13 protein-coding genes are annotated in these 15873 nt (G+C 74.0%); 8 read left to right on the plus strand and 5 right to left on the minus strand.

Annotation, left to right across the window (positions count from 1 at the left end; all coding sequences use genetic code 11):
* Nucleotides 1-130 precede the first annotated feature (130 nt).
* Nucleotides 131-2173: a penicillin acylase family protein gene (locus EAD96_RS10495; RefSeq protein WP_121684137.1), complete on the plus strand. Its 2043-nt coding sequence runs from the start codon at nt 131-133 to the stop codon at nt 2171-2173.
* A complete protein-coding gene (locus EAD96_RS10500) occupies nt 2170-2727 on the plus strand; it encodes a GNAT family N-acetyltransferase (protein ID WP_120570358.1) in 558 nt (185 codons plus the stop codon). Before EAD96_RS10495 ends, EAD96_RS10500 begins: the two co-directional genes overlap by 4 nt.
* A 13-nt stretch (nt 2728-2740) precedes the next feature.
* On the opposite strand, the gene EAD96_RS10505 is transcribed toward EAD96_RS10500, so the two are convergent.
* The gene (locus tag EAD96_RS10505; RefSeq protein ID WP_121684138.1) at nt 2741-4981 is read right to left on the minus strand and encodes a hypothetical protein; all 2241 of its coding nucleotides are present in this window, start codon (nt 4979-4981) and stop codon (nt 2741-2743) included.
* A 176-nt stretch (nt 4982-5157) separates the two neighbouring features.
* On the opposite strand from EAD96_RS10505, the gene EAD96_RS10510 reads away from it, so the two are divergent.
* From EAD96_RS10510 to EAD96_RS10520, 3 genes are read left to right on the plus strand one after another with little or no spacing between them, the layout of a single operon-like run.
* Nucleotides 5158-5862, plus strand: a complete 705-nt coding sequence (locus tag EAD96_RS10510; RefSeq protein WP_121684139.1) for a thioredoxin family protein — start codon at nt 5158-5160, stop codon at nt 5860-5862.
* Nucleotides 5859-6761: a redoxin gene (locus EAD96_RS10515; protein ID WP_120570355.1), complete on the plus strand. Its 903-nt coding sequence runs from the start codon at nt 5859-5861 to the stop codon at nt 6759-6761. Before EAD96_RS10510 ends, EAD96_RS10515 begins: the two co-directional genes overlap by 4 nt.
* A gap of 22 nt (nt 6762-6783) precedes the next feature.
* Nucleotides 6784-8013, plus strand: coding sequence for an epoxide hydrolase family protein (locus EAD96_RS10520; RefSeq protein ID WP_120570354.1), 1230 nt, complete (start codon nt 6784-6786; stop codon nt 8011-8013).
* Between the two features lie 51 nt (nt 8014-8064).
* Here EAD96_RS10520 and EAD96_RS10525 read toward each other — a convergent pair whose 3' ends face one another.
* Together EAD96_RS10525 and EAD96_RS31180 are read right to left on the minus strand one after the other, a co-directional pair.
* Nucleotides 8065-9030, minus strand: coding sequence for an N-acetylmuramoyl-L-alanine amidase (locus EAD96_RS10525; protein WP_120570353.1), 966 nt, complete (start codon nt 9028-9030; stop codon nt 8065-8067).
* Nucleotides 9030-9182 carry a hypothetical protein gene (locus tag EAD96_RS31180; RefSeq protein WP_162959110.1) on the minus strand — a complete coding sequence of 51 codons (153 nt, stop codon included), beginning with the start codon at nt 9180-9182 and terminating at the stop codon, nt 9030-9032. The genes EAD96_RS10525 and EAD96_RS31180 overlap by 1 nt, the downstream gene beginning before the upstream one ends.
* Nucleotides 9183-9392: 210 nt before the next feature.
* On the opposite strand from EAD96_RS31180, the gene EAD96_RS10530 reads away from it, so the two are divergent.
* Together EAD96_RS10530 and EAD96_RS10535 are read left to right on the plus strand one after the other, a co-directional pair.
* On the plus strand, nt 9393-10676 hold the full coding sequence (locus EAD96_RS10530) for a glycoside hydrolase domain-containing protein (protein ID WP_121684140.1): 1284 nt from the start codon (nt 9393-9395) through the stop codon (nt 10674-10676).
* A gap of 72 nt (nt 10677-10748) precedes the next feature.
* A complete protein-coding gene (locus tag EAD96_RS10535; RefSeq protein WP_120570351.1) occupies nt 10749-11555 on the plus strand; it encodes a cysteine hydrolase family protein in 807 nt (268 codons plus the stop codon).
* 39 nt (nt 11556-11594) lie between these two features.
* Here the strand turns inward: EAD96_RS10535 and EAD96_RS10540 are convergent, their stop codons facing one another.
* The gene (locus tag EAD96_RS10540) at nt 11595-12485 is read right to left on the minus strand and encodes an SGNH/GDSL hydrolase family protein (RefSeq protein WP_047891061.1); all 891 of its coding nucleotides are present in this window, start codon (nt 12483-12485) and stop codon (nt 11595-11597) included.
* A gap of 399 nt (nt 12486-12884) precedes the next feature.
* Here EAD96_RS10540 and EAD96_RS10545 point away from each other — a divergent pair, with 399 nt between their 5' ends.
* A complete protein-coding gene (locus EAD96_RS10545; protein ID WP_121684141.1) occupies nt 12885-13922 on the plus strand; it encodes a hypothetical protein in 1038 nt (345 codons plus the stop codon).
* 55 nt (nt 13923-13977) lie between these two features.
* Here EAD96_RS10545 and EAD96_RS10550 read toward each other — a convergent pair whose 3' ends face one another.
* On the minus strand, nt 13978-15831 hold the full coding sequence (locus tag EAD96_RS10550) for an AfsR/SARP family transcriptional regulator (protein WP_121684142.1): 1854 nt from the start codon (nt 15829-15831) through the stop codon (nt 13978-13980).
* Nucleotides 15832-15873: the final 42 nt, after the last annotated feature.

The raw sequence follows: 15873 nt of genomic DNA on the forward strand, positions 1-15873 counted from the left end.
TTTGTCCCGGATGCGCCGGTGGTTGGCGCCTTGGCCGCGTCGCGGTAAGGTCGCCCTCGGTTAGGGGAGGTTATCCTAAGTTGACTGTGGAGCGGAACCGGCGCCCGGCGCGCCGAGGCGGCGTGAGACGATGACGTACGTCGATCGCGACAGGTGGGGTGTGCCCCGGTTGTGGGCCGCCGACGTCGACGCGCTCGCGCGTCTGCAGGGGCGTGTCGCCGCGCTGGACCGGGCCTGGCAGATCAGCGTCGAACGATGGCGTGCCGAGGGCCGGCTGGCCGCCCACGTCGGCGCGGCCGAACTGGCGTGGGACCGGTTCGCCCGGCGCGTACGGCTGGACGACACCGCCCGGCGCTGCTACGAGGGCCTGGACCCGGACACCCGGCGGTGGGTCGAGGCGTACGTCGACGGGGTCAACTCCGGACTCACCGAGGGTGCTGCCGGCGCGCCCGAGTTCGCCGCCACCGGCACCGCGCCCGAACCCTGGCAGCCCTGGTCGCCGCTCGGCGTCTTCCTCGTCCAGCACGTGCTCTTCTCCACGTTCCCGAACAAGCTCTGGCACGCGCACGTGGCCCGCACGCTCGGCCCCGAGGCGGCCGGGCTGTTCGCGGTCGAGGGACCGGCGTCCTCCGGCAGCAACGCCTGGGCGCTGCCCGCCGACCCGGCCACCGGGCGCGGCCCGGTGATCGCCGGGGACCCGCACCGGCTGCTCGAACTACCCGGCGTCTACCAGCAGGTCCGGCTCGCCTGTCCGGAGTTCGACGTGATCGGCCTCGCCTTCCCCGGCGTACCCGGCCTGCCGCACTTCGGCCACACCGGCCACGTGGCCTGGGCCGTCACCAACGCGATGGCCGACTACCAGGACCTCTACCGCGAACGGCTGCGCCGCGACGGCGACCGCGTGCTGGTGCGCGAGGCGGACGGCTGGACGCCCGCCGCGCGCCACGTCGAGGAGATCGAGGTCCGCGGCGGCGCCCCGGAGACGGTCGAGGTGATTGAGACGCCGCGCGGGCCGGTGATCGACCACGACCGGGTCACCGGCGACGCGATCGCCCTGCGCACGCCGAGCCGGGTCGAGGCCCGCCTCGGCTTCGAGGCGTTGCTGCCACTGCTGCGCGCCCGGCACACCGGTGACGTCGCCGAGGCGCTGCGCCACTGGGTCGAGCCGGTCAACAGCGTGCTCGCCGCCGACACCGGGGGCAGTGTCCGCCGCCTGGTCGCCGGCCTGGTCCCGGTACGCGACGAGCGGTGCCGCCGGGAACCCGTACCGGCCTGGGAGCCGGCCTACCGGTGGCGGGGCGACTACCTGCCGCTCGTGGACGAACCGGTCGACGGCGTGGCGGTGTGCGCGAACGACCGCCGCGAGGACGTGGCCGCACACGGCGCCGACTTCGCCCCGCCGCACCGGGCCCGCCGGATCCGGGAACTGCTCGCCCAGGGCGCCGACGCGTCCACGGTGCACACCGACGACCGGCTCCCGGCCGGGCCGCTGTACCGGCTGCTCGGCCGGCTCGACCCCGGCCGGCTCGACGAACCCGCCCGCGCGCTGCTGCTGCGGCTGCGCGGCTGGGACTGGGCGATGGCGGCCGGCTCGGCCGAGGCCGGCGCGTACGCGGCCTGGCGGGCGGCACTCGCCCGGCGGTTGCGCGTACACCCGAGGTTGCGTGCCCTCGGCGAGCCGTGCGGTTTCGACGAGCTGTTCGCGCCCTGGACCGACCCGGCGGCCCGGATCGGCCTGGCGCTGGACCACCTCGCCGCCGAGTTCGGCGCCGGCCTCGCGGCACCGGCCGCCGAGGCGCTGGTCGAGGTGGCCGCCGGCCCGGCGCCCGGTGAGTGGGGCGGCCGGCACCTGCTGCACCCGGTGCACCTGGGTGTCGCCCCGGCGGTCACCGACGCGGTCGCGGCGATGCGGCAGCGGGTGGCGCTGGCCGGTGACACCGACTGCGTGCTGGCCACGTCCAGCGTGCCGGGCGTCTCCGACGCCTGCTGGCGCGGCCCGGTGGCCCGCTACGTGTGGGACCTGACCGACCGGGCGGCCAGCCGCTGGATCGTCCCGTTCGGCGCATCCGGGCGCCCCGGCGACGCGCACTTCGCCGACCAACTCACCCACTGGGCCGCCGGGACGCTGGTCCCGGTGCCCGCCGGCCCACTGACGGGAGACGAGCCGACGTGATCCACCTGGAACGGATCCCCGGCCTCGGCGAGCTGGCGCTGGAGCCGGTACGCCCCGACCGGCACGCCGAACTGCTGCACGGCTGGGTGGTCCGGCCCCGCAACCGGTTCTGGGGCATGGGCTCGCACACAGTCGACGAGGTACGCGAGATCTACGCGTTCGTCGACGGGCTGGACACCCACCACGCGTACCTGATCCGGCTCGACGGCGAGCCGATCGGGCTGTTCCAGACCTACCAGCCGGAGGCGGACCCGGTCGGCGACCGCTACCCGGTGCTGCCCGGCGACGTCGGGATCCACCTGCTGCTCGACGCGCCCCGGCGGTATCCCGGTTCGCTGACCGGGGCGGTCTTCCCGGCCCTGGTCCGGTTCCTGCTGCGGGACCCGGCCGCGCGCCGCGTGGTGGTCGAGCCGGACGTCCGCAACGACGTCATGCTGCGCCGGCTGCGGATCGAGGGATTCACGCTCGGCGACGAGATCGACATGCCGGACAAGCGGGCGAGGCTGGCGTTCCTCACCCGGGAACGGTTCGAGGCGGACCACCCGGCGGCGTGACGCCCCGCCCGCGTCAGGGCTCGATGGCGTCACGGCCCGGGGCGCGCAGCCGCCCGGCCAGGTCCCGCACCGTCTCGGCGTACGCCGGGTCGTCCTCGGACGGAAGGTGACCCTTGATCGGCGGCGGGACGCTGTCCCAGGGCGGCGCCACCAGGCTCTCCGGATCCCGGAGACGACGGTCCACAGTCGCCTCCGGGCCGGTGACGCGGGCCGGCTCGTCCGCGCGGTGCGGGGAGAAGATCCAGCCGCCCAGCGCGTCGGTGTCCCGCCACAGGTTGCGCCACCGCCAGCCGAGCCGGCCGCCGATCCCGCGCAGCATCTCGTCGCCGACGTAGGCGGGGAACAGCCGGGCGTAGAGCCGGCGCAGCGGCGAGCTGTACGTGAGCAGGGCGACCCGCGCGCTGATCTCCGCCGGCAGTTGCAGGACGGTGGCGGCGACCAGCACCGAGCCGTGGCTGTAGCCGGACAGCAGCACCCCGTTTCCGCTGCGCACCAGGTACGTGATGCGCCGGGCCAGCTCCGGCACGGCCCGCTCGGCGTAGCAGGGCGGTGCGAACGGGTGCGCGGCCCGGGGCCAGAACGTGGCCAGGTCGAAGAGCACGCCGACGTGGTGGCGGAACCCGGGACTGCGGTAGGCGAAGATCCCGGCCACGACCAGGGCCAGCCCCGCCGCCGAGAGCGCCACCCCGCCCACCTCGATGCCGAACATGACCAGCTCGGCCGGCACGTGCGTGCGGCGTTCCAGGGCCTCGCCCGGCTCGGGGCGGACCAGCGCCATCGCGGTGGTCGCCGCGCCCGCCCCGGCCATGACGGCGAACAGCACCGCCAACGGCACCAGCAGGTCGGTGAACCGGGCCCGCACGATCATCGTCCGGACCTGCCGCAGCCGGGGCGCCGCCTCGGCCGGCGGCGCCGGGAAGTCGCGCTCGACGACCGCCTGGGCGGCCCGGATCCGGCCGCGCCGGGACACCAGCGCCACCACGGCGGCGGCCGCCAGCGTGACCAGCAGGGCGCGGAAGAAACCGTAGATCGCCCAGGTGTACGCGCGCGCCGGACCCGGTATGTCGTCCGCCGGGGACACGCCCCGGTCCAGCAGGTCGGCGGTGCGCTGGACCAGCTCGGCGGAGTACGCCACCGCGAGCCCGCCCGCCGCCGCCGCGACCACGAGCGCGCCGAGCCCGTTCGGCGGCTGGTGGCCGCGTACCCGCAGCCGGTGCCAGAGCAGCACGACCCCCAGGCCGCCGAGCAGGACCGCGTGCGTGACCAGCAGCCAGGTCAGGATCGAGCCGTAGCCGGGCAGGCCCCCGCCGGTACGCCAGCGGACCGGGGCGAACAGCAGGTACCCGGCCACCACGACGGTGAGCCCGACCGCGGTGCCGCGCAGCACCCGGGCGACCCGGTCGCGTCGCGGGTCGGCGGGCGCCCGGTCGACGAGCGGCGGCACGCAGACCAGGACCACGCAGGCGAGCAGCACCGCGCCGGTGACCGCCAGCAGCGCCGCCACAGTGGGCGGGACGCCCTGCGCGGCCCGGGCGGCGAGGAGACAGCCGTCGAGGGTGGCGAAGGCCGCCGCGATGTGGATCGAGCGCAGCCGGCCCATCAGCGGCTCGGTGTCCCACTGGCCGATCGTGCTCAACGGAGGGCCGGCGGATGCCCGCTCCGGCGCCCGGAACGCGGTGAACGAGCGTCCCGGACGCCGGGCGCCCCACCAGACCAGGCTCACCGCGGCGGTCGGGACCAGCGCCAGCACCACGAGCCGCAACCCGACCGGCCGCCCGCCCATCCAGGACAGCCACTCCCGGTCGGAGATACAGGCCGGCACGGACAGGCACTGCCAGGCCACCAGGTCCAGCGCCACCCCGGCGCCGGCGAGCACGTACAGCGCGGTCAGGCTCAACCCGAGCACCCGGCACAGCCCTCGCACCACCGCGCCGCCGACCGCGTCCCCCGGCCGCATCCACACGGCCACGTTGAGCAGCATGAAGGGCATCAGGAACAGCAGCGACAGGGTACGCAGCGCGGTGCCGGACGGCAGGTCGTTCCACCGGTACGCCTCCAGCGTCACCCCGCCGGCGCCCTGCGCGTCGGCGAGCCCGGGGCGGGGGCGGTAGAAGCCCGCGCTGCGGTCGCCCGCGACCTGCCGGACCAGCGGCCGGCCCAGCACCTCGGCGGCGCCGGCCGAGGAGACGCCGTGCACCCGCAGCTCCACCACCTCGCCCGACGGCGCCTGTGCCCGCCCTGGTCCAGCCGTCATCGACCCTCCGCGACGTCCCGGCCGCCCACGCCGCCTGGCACGGCCCGCCCTCGGGTGGCGCAGCGTCCTACCCGGCCGGGCCGGGGGCAAACGCCCGTGGGCCCGGCGGGCGGCCCGTTCGAAGCCGCGCCGTCCGGGTAACCGCCGGCGGACGTCCTCGGACGAAGGGAGCCCGCATGACCGGCGCATCGTCCCCGCGCGACGGCTTCGCCGTCGTGGAGATGTTCACCTCCCAGGGCTGCGACAGCTGCCCGCCCGCCGAGGAGGTGCTGTCCGAGATCGACCGGGACGCGCGTGAGCGCGGGGAGCGGGTCTACACGCTCGGCTTCCACGTCGACTACTGGGACCACCTGGGTTGGGCCGATCCCTATGGCGCGCAGGCGCACACGCTGCGGCAGGAGCGGTACGCGCGGACGCTGCGCACCGGCGGGCTCTACACGCCGCAGATGATCGTCAACGGAACGGTCGAGTTCGTCGGGTCGGACCGCCGGCAGGCCGGCTCGGCGATCGACGCCGCGCTGGCCGCGTCGCCCGGCACGCCGGTGACGCTGTCCGTCGTGACGGCCGACGCCGGGCACGTGGTACTCGACTACGAGACCGGAGCGCTGCCCGAGCAGGCCCGGCTGAACGTGGCGGTGGTGGAGCGCGGCCTGGAGAACGACGTCCCCCGGGGCGAGAACGCCGGGCGGCGGCTGCGCCAGGACACGGTGGTGCGCGCGTTCTGTTCCACCGAGCTGAACGGGGAGCGGGGCCGGATGGAGATCGACGTGCCGGCGGCGCCCGACCCGCGCCGCGCGTCGGTCGTCGGATACGTGCAGCAGGGCGACCGGGCGGTGGTCGGCGCGACCGCCGTCGACCTCGGCGACGGGAACCGCGGATGACCCGGGCCGCGGTGGCGACCCGGCTGCCGCCGATCGACGTCGGCCGCTGGGTGAACTCCGCGCCGCTGACGCCGCAGGATCTGCGCGGACGTGTGGTCCTCGTCGACGTCTGGGAGTACACCTGCGTGAACTGGATCCGCACCGCCCCGTACGTGCGGGCGTGGCACCGCGACTACCGCGACCTCGGGCTCACTGTCGTCGGCGCGCACGCGCCGGAGTTCGCGTTCGGCCGGCTCCCGGAGAACATCGACCGGGCGATCCGCGACCACGGGCTCACCTACCCGATCGCGATCGACGACGACTACACGTTCTGGCGTGCCCTGCGCAACGACGCCTGGCCGGCGAAGTACCTCTTCGACGCCGACGGGCGGCTGGCCGACCGCTGGGTCGGCGAGGGCGACTACGACCGGACCGAGGCGCTGATCCGGCGGCTGGTCGAGACCGCCGCGCCCGCGACCGCGCTGCCGCCGGTCACAGCGGAGGTGACCGCGTTCGTGACCGGCCCGCAGCCCACGTACGCCGGGATCACCCCGGAGACCTACCTCGGCGCCGACCGCGGTGTGCCCGGCACGTACGCGCTGACCGGCGACTGGCGGGTCGAGGGCGAGTACGTCGAGACCGGCGATGCCGGCGCCGAGCTGGTCCTGCCGTTCACCGCCGGTGAGGTGAACCTGGTGGCCGACCCGGGACCGGAGGGACCGGCCGGGATTCGGGTGCTGCTGGACGGGAAACCGGCCGCTGACGCGCGCGGAGCCGACGTGGGCCCGGACGACCGGGTCCTCGTCGACCGGGCGGCCATGATCCGGCTGGTCGACGGCGCGACGCCGGGGGAGCACCGGCTCACCCTGCGCGCCGAGCGGCCCGGCTTCCGCGCGTACGTCTTCACGTTCGGTCCCTGACCCGACCCGAGGAGGACAACCCGTGGCCGTCAAGACCATGACGCCGACGCGTACCGGCGCCGGCATCCGTGAGTTCCGCGTCGAGGTGCCGGAGGCGGACCTGGAGGACCTGCGGGTCCGGATCGCGGCCACCCGCTGGCCGGAGCGCCAGACCGTGGACGACCAGTCGCAGGGCGTGCCGCTGGAGACCAGTCAGGCGCTCGCCCGCTACTGGGCCACCGAGTACGACTGGCGCCGGGTCGAGGCGCGGCTCAACGACCTGCCGAACTTCGTCACCGAGATCGACGGCCTGGACATCCACTTCATCCACGTTCGCTCGCCGCACCCCGACGCGCTGCCGCTGATCGTCACGCACGGGTGGCCCGGTTCGGTGATCGAGCAGTTGAAGATCATCGGTCCGTTGACCGACCCGACGGCGCACGGCGGCAGCGCCTCGGACGCGTTCCACCTGGTGATCCCGTCGATGCCCGGCTACGGGTTCTCCGGTCAGCCGGACCGGCCCGGCTGGGATCCGCAGCACATCGCCCGCGCCTGGACGGAGCTGATGCGGCGGCTGGGCTACACCCGCTTCGTGGCGCAGGGCGGCGACTGGGGCGCGCTGATCACCGACATGCTCGGCGTGCAGGCCCCGCCGGAGCTGGCCGGCATCCACACGAACATGCCCTGCGTGGTGCCGCCGGAGATCGACGCGCTGTTGCAGAGCGGCATCACCGGTGTCAACAACCCGCTCGCGGAGCTGCCGGCCGGGCTGTCGGCCGAGGAGCGGGCCGCCTGCGAGCGGATCGACTTCTTCTGGAAGCACTCCGCGTACGCGCTGATCATGACGACCCGTCCGGAGACGCTCGTGGCGCTCGCCGACTCGCCGGTCGGCCTGGCGACGTTCATGCTCGACCACGACGCGGCGAGCCTGGACCTGATCTGCGCCGCCTTCGCCGGCCGGCCCGGCGGGCTGAGCCGCGACGACATCCTGGACAACGTCACGCTCTACTGGCTGACCAACACGGGCGTGTCCTCGGCCCGGCTGTACGCGCAGAACGCGCTGTCGTTCTTCGCCGCCAAGGGCGTCCGGGTGCCGGCCGCGGTGAGCCAGTTCCCGGACGAGATCCTGCTCGCACCGCGCAGCTGGGCCGAGCGGGCGTACCCGAACCTGATCCACTACAACAAGGTGGACCGGGGCGGGCACTTCGCCGCCTGGGAGCAGCCGGAGCTGTTCGCCCAGGAGATGCGGGCGGCCTTCCGGTCGCTGCGCTGACGTCGGGACGGATGCGGCCGGGTGGGATGCCACCCGGCCGCATCCCCGGGTTCAGACCTCGGTCAGCCGGACCGCGTCGGCGATGACCAGGCCGGCGGCGGAGCTCCACCGGCTGACCGCGACGCGGTTGGCGTCGCCGGCCGGCAGCGTGAACGTGCCGAGCGAGCGCCACTGCCCGCCGGTCGCCCGCTGGTCGACCACGATCGTCCGGTTGCCGGTGGTCGTGGCGACGATGTACGGCGTGGCCGCGTTGTAGCCCGCGTTCGCCGGCCACCACGCCTCGACCCGGTAGTTGCCGGTCCGCGGGACGTTGAACTTGTACCAGGCCGCGTCGCTCGCGGCGACCGGGTCCGCGTAGCGGTAGTCGGCGCCGTAGCGCTGCCCGGAGTACGTCGAGGTGCCCCAGCTGGCGCTCGCGGTGAACCGGCCCGCGGTGGCGTTGTCCACGATCGACGTCCAGCCGGTGCCGCCGCCGGCCATCTTGGCGGCCACGTCGGCGCGCATGGTGTTCAGGTCGATGAAGGACGGGTCGATCTTGCCGGTGGTGCTGGTCTCCCGGTGTCCCCGGGCGTAGCTGGAGTCCCGGCCGAGCCGCTTGAGCACGGCGGCGGTGGCCGCGATGCTGGCGTTGTACTGGGCGGTGGTCATCCGCTGGTCGACGCCGTTGTAGTCGATCTCCCACCCGATCATCAGCGTGTTCCCGTCCCCGGCCGGGATCGGGCCGCTGCCGCCGCTGGTGCCGGCGTGGTTGCACCGGCCGGCGGAGATCACGTGGAACACGCCGTTGTAGTCCACGAGCGCCTGGCAGAGCGGGCCGGGCAGGTCGGAACGGCCGTTGATGCAGATGTTCAGCGCCGGGTGCGGGTTGGTGGCGCTGGAGGTGGCCGCGGTGTGGTGCCAGAGCACCCCGATCGGGTCGAAGGAGCCGGGGCGCATCCGGTTGAGCCAGTCGCCCTCGACCACGACCTGCACACCGGCGGCCCGCAGCACGTCCACGAGCCAGGGAATGGTGGCCATCACTGCTCCCCGAGCAGGTCGGCGAGGCACTCGGCCTTCGGCGCCGCGAGCGCCGTGCCGGGCCGGACGGCCACGGCGAGGGCGGCGGCCACCAGGGCGGGTACGCCGAGCAGACCTCGGCGTCGCAGACGGGGGGATCGTGACGTGGGCATGGCGCTCCTCGGGTGACGGCGCTTCACCGATCGACGGATGTGAGTGCGGGAACGCTATACCGGCTTCCGGCGTCTTGTCGATACCCTTCATTGATCGTTTCTTCGGTGAAAACTTTCGCCACCATCATCTGTCGTCATCCGTCGATGCGTGGTAGAAATCCTGCCCATGTCTCGCCGTCGAGCGAGGAATCCCGCACAGGAGGGGCGCCGATGAGAGCGATCGCCACGGCCCTGACGTTTCTCACCGTGGTCGCGGCCACGGCCGTCCCGGCAACGGCATCGGCCGTCCCGGCCCGGGCCGGGACACCGGCTGTCGCCGGCCCGCAGCCTGCCGCCGAGTCGCAGTCCGCCCTGGCCGCGGTCGGCCCGCAGCCCGGCACGTTCACCGGCAAGGGCTTCGACACCTGCACCGCGCCGTCGCAGGCCGCGATGGACGCCTGGCTCGCCGCCTCGCCGTACCGCGCGGTCGGCGTCTACATCAGCGGCGGCAGCCGCACCTGCGCCCAACCGAACCTGACCGCGACCTGGGTCGCCGACCAGACCCGCAAGGGCTGGCGGCTCATCCCCATCGAGCTCGGCTACCAGGCGCCGTGCGGCACCCGTACGCCGAAGATGTCCGCCGACGCGGCCACCGCCCGCGGGCAGGGCAGGACCGCGGCGGACAGCGCGGCCGCCGCCGCGGCGGCGCTCGGCATCGGCGCGGGCAGCACGCTCTACAACGACATCGAGCAGTACCCGTCGAACGCGAGCTGCCGGGCCGCGGTGCTCTCCTTCCTCTCCGGCTGGGTCGAGCGGCTGCACACTCGCGGCTACCTCGCCGGCATGTACTCCAGCGGCTCGTCCGGCATCACCGACGTCTGCGCCGCCTACCACGACACCCGGTACCTGCGGCTGGACCAGATCTGGATCGCCTGGTGGAACGGGGTCGCGGACACCGACGGGGGCACGTACTGCGCCGACGACCGCTACGCCGACCAGCAGCGCCTGCACCAGTACGCCGGCGACGTCACCGAGACGTGGGGCGGCGTGACCATGAAGATCGACCGCAACTACCTGGACGTACGGGCCGGTACGCCGCCCGCGTCGTGGAGCGTCACGGTCGACAACGCCACGGCGGGCGGGTTCACCGCCGGCGCGGCCTGGGGCACCTCCGCGTACTCCGCGCAGCGCCACGGCGCCGACTACCGCTTCGCCGCACCCGTGGCGTCCAGCGACGTGGCCTGGTTCCGGACGACCCTGCCCGCGACCGGCGCCTACGAGGTCTCGGTGTGGTACCCGGCCGACCCCGGCTACAACGACCGCACCCCGTACCTGGTGGCCACCACCACCGGCAATCGGACGGTGACCGTCGACCAGCGCGCCGGCGGCGGCCGCTGGGTGTCGCTCGGCGTGTTCACGCTCGCCGCCGGGACCGGGGACAAGGTCGGGGTGAGCCGCTGGAGCGCGGGGACCGGCTACGTGGTCGCCGACGCGGTACGCATCACCCGGGTCTGACGCCCGCACCCGTACGGATGCACTGCCGCTGTAGCCGCCCGGCCGGTCCGCCGGGCGGCTAGAACGGACGGTATGGCGGGGCGACGGGCGGTCTACGGGGACACCGGCGACGGCGGCGTGCAGCTCGCCGCCAGCACCGACAGGTGGCACCTCTATCCGGATCACGTCCTGTTCGCCCCGGACGACCCGCCGGAGGACCTGCTCCGCTTCGACGCGGAGCTGATGCCGTTCGCCGACAACCCGCGACGGGGCGCGCTGGCGGTGGTCGACATGCAGAACGACTTCTGCGCCGAGGGCGGCTGGACCCACCGCTCCGGGCTGGACTACCGGGCCTGCCGGGAGGCCATCCCGGGGGTGGTACGCGCGGTCGAGGCCGCCCGCCGCCACGACATGTTCGTCATCTGGGTGTACTGGCACAACCGCCCCGACCTGCGCAACCTGGGCGCACCGACGCTGCACTCGTTCAAGCACACGCCCGACCAGTGCGGCATCGGCCAGCCGCTGGACCACGGGCGGGTGCTCACCGCCGGGGAGTGGGGCGCCGAGATGGTCGACGAGCTGAAGCCGCTGATCCGCGACGACGACGTCATGGTCGAGAAGGTGCGGATGAGCGGGTTCTACGGCACCCATCTCGACCAGGTGCTGCGCACCCAGGGCATCCACACGCTGTTCGTCTGCGGCGTCAACGCCGACCAGTGCGTCAGCACCACGATCGAGAGCGCCTACTTCCGCGACTACAACCCGGTCCTGGTCGCCGACGCCACCGCCACGTCCAGCCCGGCGTACTGCAAGGACGCGGTCGTGTTCAACACCAAGCAGTGCTGGGGGTTCGTCACGACCACCGACCGGTTCGCCGACCCGTCGCCCTACCGGCGGTGAGCCGGTCCCGACACGGCGGGACCGGCTCACCCGGCCGGGTCAGTTCAGGTGCGCCAGCAGGGCCGTGGCCATGCCCTGCTCACCCCGGGCGTTCGGGTGGAACGGCGCGGCCGCGTTCTGCGGCACCAGCCCCTCCACCCAGCGGGTGCCGCTGCTCTTGCACGTGTCCCGGCCGATCGACGGCGTGTAGACGTCGGCGTAGCTCGCGCCGCCCGCCGCCGCGGTGTCGGCGAGCATCGTGTTGAGCGCCTTCTGGACGCCGCGCAGGTACGGCACGTCCTGGTAGGCGATCGGCACCACGGGCCAGCAGCCGTATCCGCTGTCGGGCAGGATCGCCGGGTACCCGAGCACCACCACGCGCGCGTTCGGCGCGGCCTGGCGGACCGCCCGCAGCACCGCCGTCACCTTCGGCGCGGTCGCGGCGATCCGGGCCCGCAACTGGTCGGTGCCGCCCGCGGTGAACCGGTCCTTGCAGGGTGACCCGAGCGGGCTGCTCACGCTCGCCTCGGCGCAGTCGCCGATGATGCCGGAGAAGCCGATGTCGTTGCCGCCGATCTGGACGGTCACCAGCGCGGTGGTCGAGGTGACGGCGTTGACCTGCGGCGGCAGCGCGATGCCCAGCGCGCCGTCGCCGCCGTACAGGATGTCCTCGGTGGTGGCGCCGGAGCAGCTCACGTCGGCGAACGACGCCGAACCGGCGGACGCCGCGACCAGGGACGGGTAGTTGCGGTTGGAGCGCAGGCAGTTCAGGTCGACCTGGGTGGGGACGAGCGGGGCGGAGGTGTAGGAGTCGCCGAGCGCGACGTAGCGCCCGGAGGGTGCGGCGGCGACGGCGGGTGCGGCGGCGGCGAGCAGCACGCCGGCGGCGGCCGCGACGAGCGCGGTCATCCGGCCGGCGGTCCGCAGGAGCGGCAGGCGGGGACGGTTCATGGGGCCCTCCCGGAGGGGTCCTGGTGGTGGTGCTGGGATTCTGTCCGCGCCCGTGACATGCGTCAATATCGATAAGCCTCACTAAATCCCGTTCCGGGATGTGGTCCGCCGCCGTCCCTCCGGCCGGCCAGGGGTGTCGCGTACGTCACACTTTTCGGCGTCGGTGATGTCGGGTACAGGTCCGGCGCCGAACGGTCGATCCGTTGCGTCACAACGGTCCCCGGCGCGTCGCGCCTGATAGGCGGCTGGATGCCGGATCCGGGCACGCACGCACCGGAGTGACCCCGGCACGGCTGGTGAAGAACGCATCGAGTGTCGGCGATCGTGAATTTGCAGGCGTCATTACGCTGCGGGGTGGTTGATCGCCGGAACCACGGACGACAGGTGGAAGAACCTCAGATGAGTGACAATCACCCTCCCTACGGAGGCTATCCGGACCCGAACGCCGGAGCGTGGGGCAACCAGCCCGACCCGAACGCCCCGTACGGCGCGCAGCCGGCCTCCGGTGCGCCCTACGGTTCGCAGCCGGCGTCGGGCGCCCCGTACGGCGCCCAGCCGGGGTCGGGCGCTCCCTACGGCGCCCAGCCCGCGTCGGGCGCGCCGTACGGCGCTCAGCCCGGGTCGGGCGCTCCCTACGGCGCGCAGCCCGCGGCGCCGTTCCCCGGCCAGCCGGGCTACCCCGGGCAGCCGGCGCCGTACGCGCCCACCCCGCCCCCCAGCGGCGGCAAGAGCAAGGGCCTCATCGTCGGCCTCGCCGCCGGTGCGGTCACGCTGACGCTGCTGTGCTGCGGCGGCGGCCTCGCCTACGTCGCCTTCAACGGCGACGAGGAGAACCCGAAGCCGGTGGCCTCGGGCAGCGCCACCCCCGGGCCGGACAACAGCCCGTCCGCGACCCCCAGTGCGGGCGGGCCGGAGTCGACCGGGCCGGACGGGCCCACCAACAACGACTCGATCACCGCGCGTTACGCCAGCGAGATGTCGGCGGTCTGCGACGGGGGAGCGATCCTCAACGCCGCCCCGTACACCGCGCCGGCGGGTTCGAAGGCGTACGTCTTCTCCAACTCCCCGGACCGACCGTCGTTCTGGTCGCAGAAGACGATCAGCTCGGCCAAGCCGTACTACGCGAAGTCGGCCGACTTCGCCACGGTGTCCGTCATCGGCTGCCTCAAGATGGTCGAGGGCAGCGAGGGCACGCCGAAGAAGTGCCAGTACAAGAACAGCGAGGACAAGGTCGTCACGGTCGACTACATCTCCTCGCGGTACACCCTGACCTTCCACGCCGCCAAGACCGGCGAGAAGGTCGGCGACGGCGGCACGGTGACCGCGCCCGCCGCCCGGTGCCCGAGCTTCATCTCCTACAACAAGGTGACGATGAAGTCGTACGCGTCCCCGGACAGCGGCACCATCGAGGCCGCGCTGGACCGCTTCCTCAAGTAGCCACACCCGGATCGCGGTGTGCGGGCCGGGTGGCCCGCACACCGCGTACGGCGGCTCAGGCCGCTGGCAGCGGCCGGCCGTGTGCGTCCACGCACTCGCGGGCGAAGATCCGCAGCAGCTCCGGCAGGTGGAAACGCTCGCCCGGGGCGCCGGAGTCGACCGGCACCAGCAGGTTGTGCTGGATCAGGCGCTCCACCATCCGGTTGGCCTGCTGCCGGGGCAGTCGGAGGATCTCCACCGCGCTGGACGCGGTGATGAACGAGTCGGCGCGGGCCAGCGCGTGCAGCGCCCGGCGGGCGTCCACGTCCAGCGCCTGGTAGCTGACCGAGAGGCTGTCGCGCACCGAGATGTCCCCGACGGACAGCTCCGACAGCCGGTTCTCCTCGTCCTCCAGATGCGCGGCGAAGCCGGGCAGGGCGACGTCGGGCTGGGTGACGAGCCGGCTGCCGACGATCCGCAGGGCCAGCGGCAGCTGGTCGCAGGCCGCGGCGATCCGGCCGAACACCTCCGGCTGCTCGCGTACCCGGCGCTCGCCCGCGATCGTGGCCAGCAGCTCCACCGCGTCGGCCCGGTCGAGCGAGCCGAGCGTCAACCGCCAGCCCACGTCCAGGTCCAGCAGGCGCTGCCGGCTGTTGATCAGCACCAGGCTGCGGCCCGCCCCGGGCAGCAGCGGGCGAACCTGCTGCGCGCAGTCGACGTCGTCGATGATGAGCAGCAGCCGCCGGCCGGCGAGCGCGCAGCGCAGCGCGGCGGAGCGTTCCCGGATGTCCTCGGACACGTCGGTGAGCGGCACGCCCAGCTCGACCAGCAGCTCCCGGATCAGCTCCCCGCTGCCGCGCGGCGGCTCGTCGCCGCTGTCGAAGCTGACGAAGAGCTGACCGTCGGGGAAGAGATCGGCCAGGTCGTACCCGCTGGTCACGGAGAACGAGGACTTGCCGACGCCCGGCGCGCCGGAGACGAGCACGACCCCGGCGTGCTCGTCGGCGTCGGCCGGGTCGGCGATCCCTTCGGCGATCGCGCGCAGCTGGCCCGCGGTGGTGTCCCGGCCGACCAGGGACGGCGGCTTCATCGGCAGGGCCTGCGGGCTCGGCGGCGGGCCGGGCGGCGACGCCGGCCCGGTGCCGGCGGCCGTCGGCCGGCCGGCCGACGGGCGGACCTCGGCGGAGTCCGCGTCCAGCGCCGTGTGGAGGGCGCCCTGGAGCGTGGGACCGGGGTCGACGCCCAGTTCGTCGACGATGCCGCGCCGGGCCTGCTGGTAGACGGCCAGCGCCTCGGCCACGCGTCCCTCCTGCGTCAGCGCGGTCACCAGCTGCGCCTGCCGGCGTTCGTCCAGCGGCTCCTCGGCCACCAGCCGGCGCAGCGACGGGATGACCCGGGCCGGCTGGCCCAGCCGCAGGCGCAGGTCGATCAGCTCGGTCGTCATCTCCCGGTGCTGCTCCCGCAACGCCGTTACGGTCGCGCCCAGGTCGGTGCCCGGATCCGCCAGGTCCTCCAGCGGGTGCCCGCCCCACAGCTCGACCGCCCGGTCGAACAGGTCGGCGGCGGCCTCCGGCCGGTCCCCCCGCGCGGCCCGGCGTGCCTCGTCGGCGAGACGCCGGAACCGCAGCAGGTCCAACTCGTCCTCGTCGACCCGCAGGTGGTAGCCGGTGCCGTCGTGGACCAGCCGGCCGGCCGAGTCGCCGCCGCGGTCCAGCGCCTGCCGCAGCCGGTGCACGTACGTGCGCAGGTTGCGTACCGCCGACGCGGGCGGCGAGTCCGGCCACAGGCCGTCGACCAGCCGGGAGGTGGCGACCGTGCGCCCCGGGCTCAGCAGCAGCACGGCGAGCAGGAGGCGGGGCTTGGTGCCGGTGAGCGTGACCGGGCGGTCGTCCACATGAACTGTCAGCGGGCCGAGAACACTGAACCGCATCGATGCATTCCCCCGCTCCGCAGTACCGTCCACAGTGTGGTG

It is taken from the genome of Micromonospora sp. BL1 (assembly GCF_003667485.1).
Lineage (GTDB): Bacteria > Actinomycetota > Actinomycetes > Mycobacteriales > Micromonosporaceae > Micromonospora > Micromonospora tulbaghiae.

Excerpts from the sequence above, each read along its gene's own strand:
- EAD96_RS10495 (WP_121684137.1), top strand. The coding sequence starts at position 131 with ATGACGTACGTCGATCGCGACAGGTGGGGTGTGCCCCGGTTGTGGGCC.
- EAD96_RS10505 (WP_121684138.1), bottom strand. The coding sequence starts at position 4,981 with ATGACGGCTGGACCAGGGCGGGCACAGGCGCCGTCGGGCGAGGTGGTG.
- EAD96_RS10510 (WP_121684139.1), top strand. The coding sequence starts at position 5,158 with ATGACCGGCGCATCGTCCCCGCGCGACGGCTTCGCCGTCGTGGAGATG.
- EAD96_RS10515 (WP_120570355.1), top strand. The coding sequence starts at position 5,859 with ATGACCCGGGCCGCGGTGGCGACCCGGCTGCCGCCGATCGACGTCGGC.
- EAD96_RS10525 (WP_120570353.1), bottom strand. The coding sequence starts at position 9,030 with ATGGCCACCATTCCCTGGCTCGTGGACGTGCTGCGGGCCGCCGGTGTG.
- EAD96_RS31180 (WP_162959110.1), bottom strand. The coding sequence starts at position 9,182 with ATGCCCACGTCACGATCCCCCCGTCTGCGACGCCGAGGTCTGCTCGGC.
- EAD96_RS10530 (WP_121684140.1), top strand. The coding sequence starts at position 9,393 with ATGAGAGCGATCGCCACGGCCCTGACGTTTCTCACCGTGGTCGCGGCC.
- EAD96_RS10535 (WP_120570351.1), top strand. The coding sequence starts at position 10,749 with ATGGCGGGGCGACGGGCGGTCTACGGGGACACCGGCGACGGCGGCGTG.
- EAD96_RS10540 (WP_047891061.1), bottom strand. The coding sequence starts at position 12,485 with ATGAACCGTCCCCGCCTGCCGCTCCTGCGGACCGCCGGCCGGATGACC.
- EAD96_RS10545 (WP_121684141.1), top strand. The coding sequence starts at position 12,885 with ATGAGTGACAATCACCCTCCCTACGGAGGCTATCCGGACCCGAACGCC.
- EAD96_RS10550 (WP_121684142.1), bottom strand. The coding sequence starts at position 15,831 with ATGCGGTTCAGTGTTCTCGGCCCGCTGACAGTTCATGTGGACGACCGC.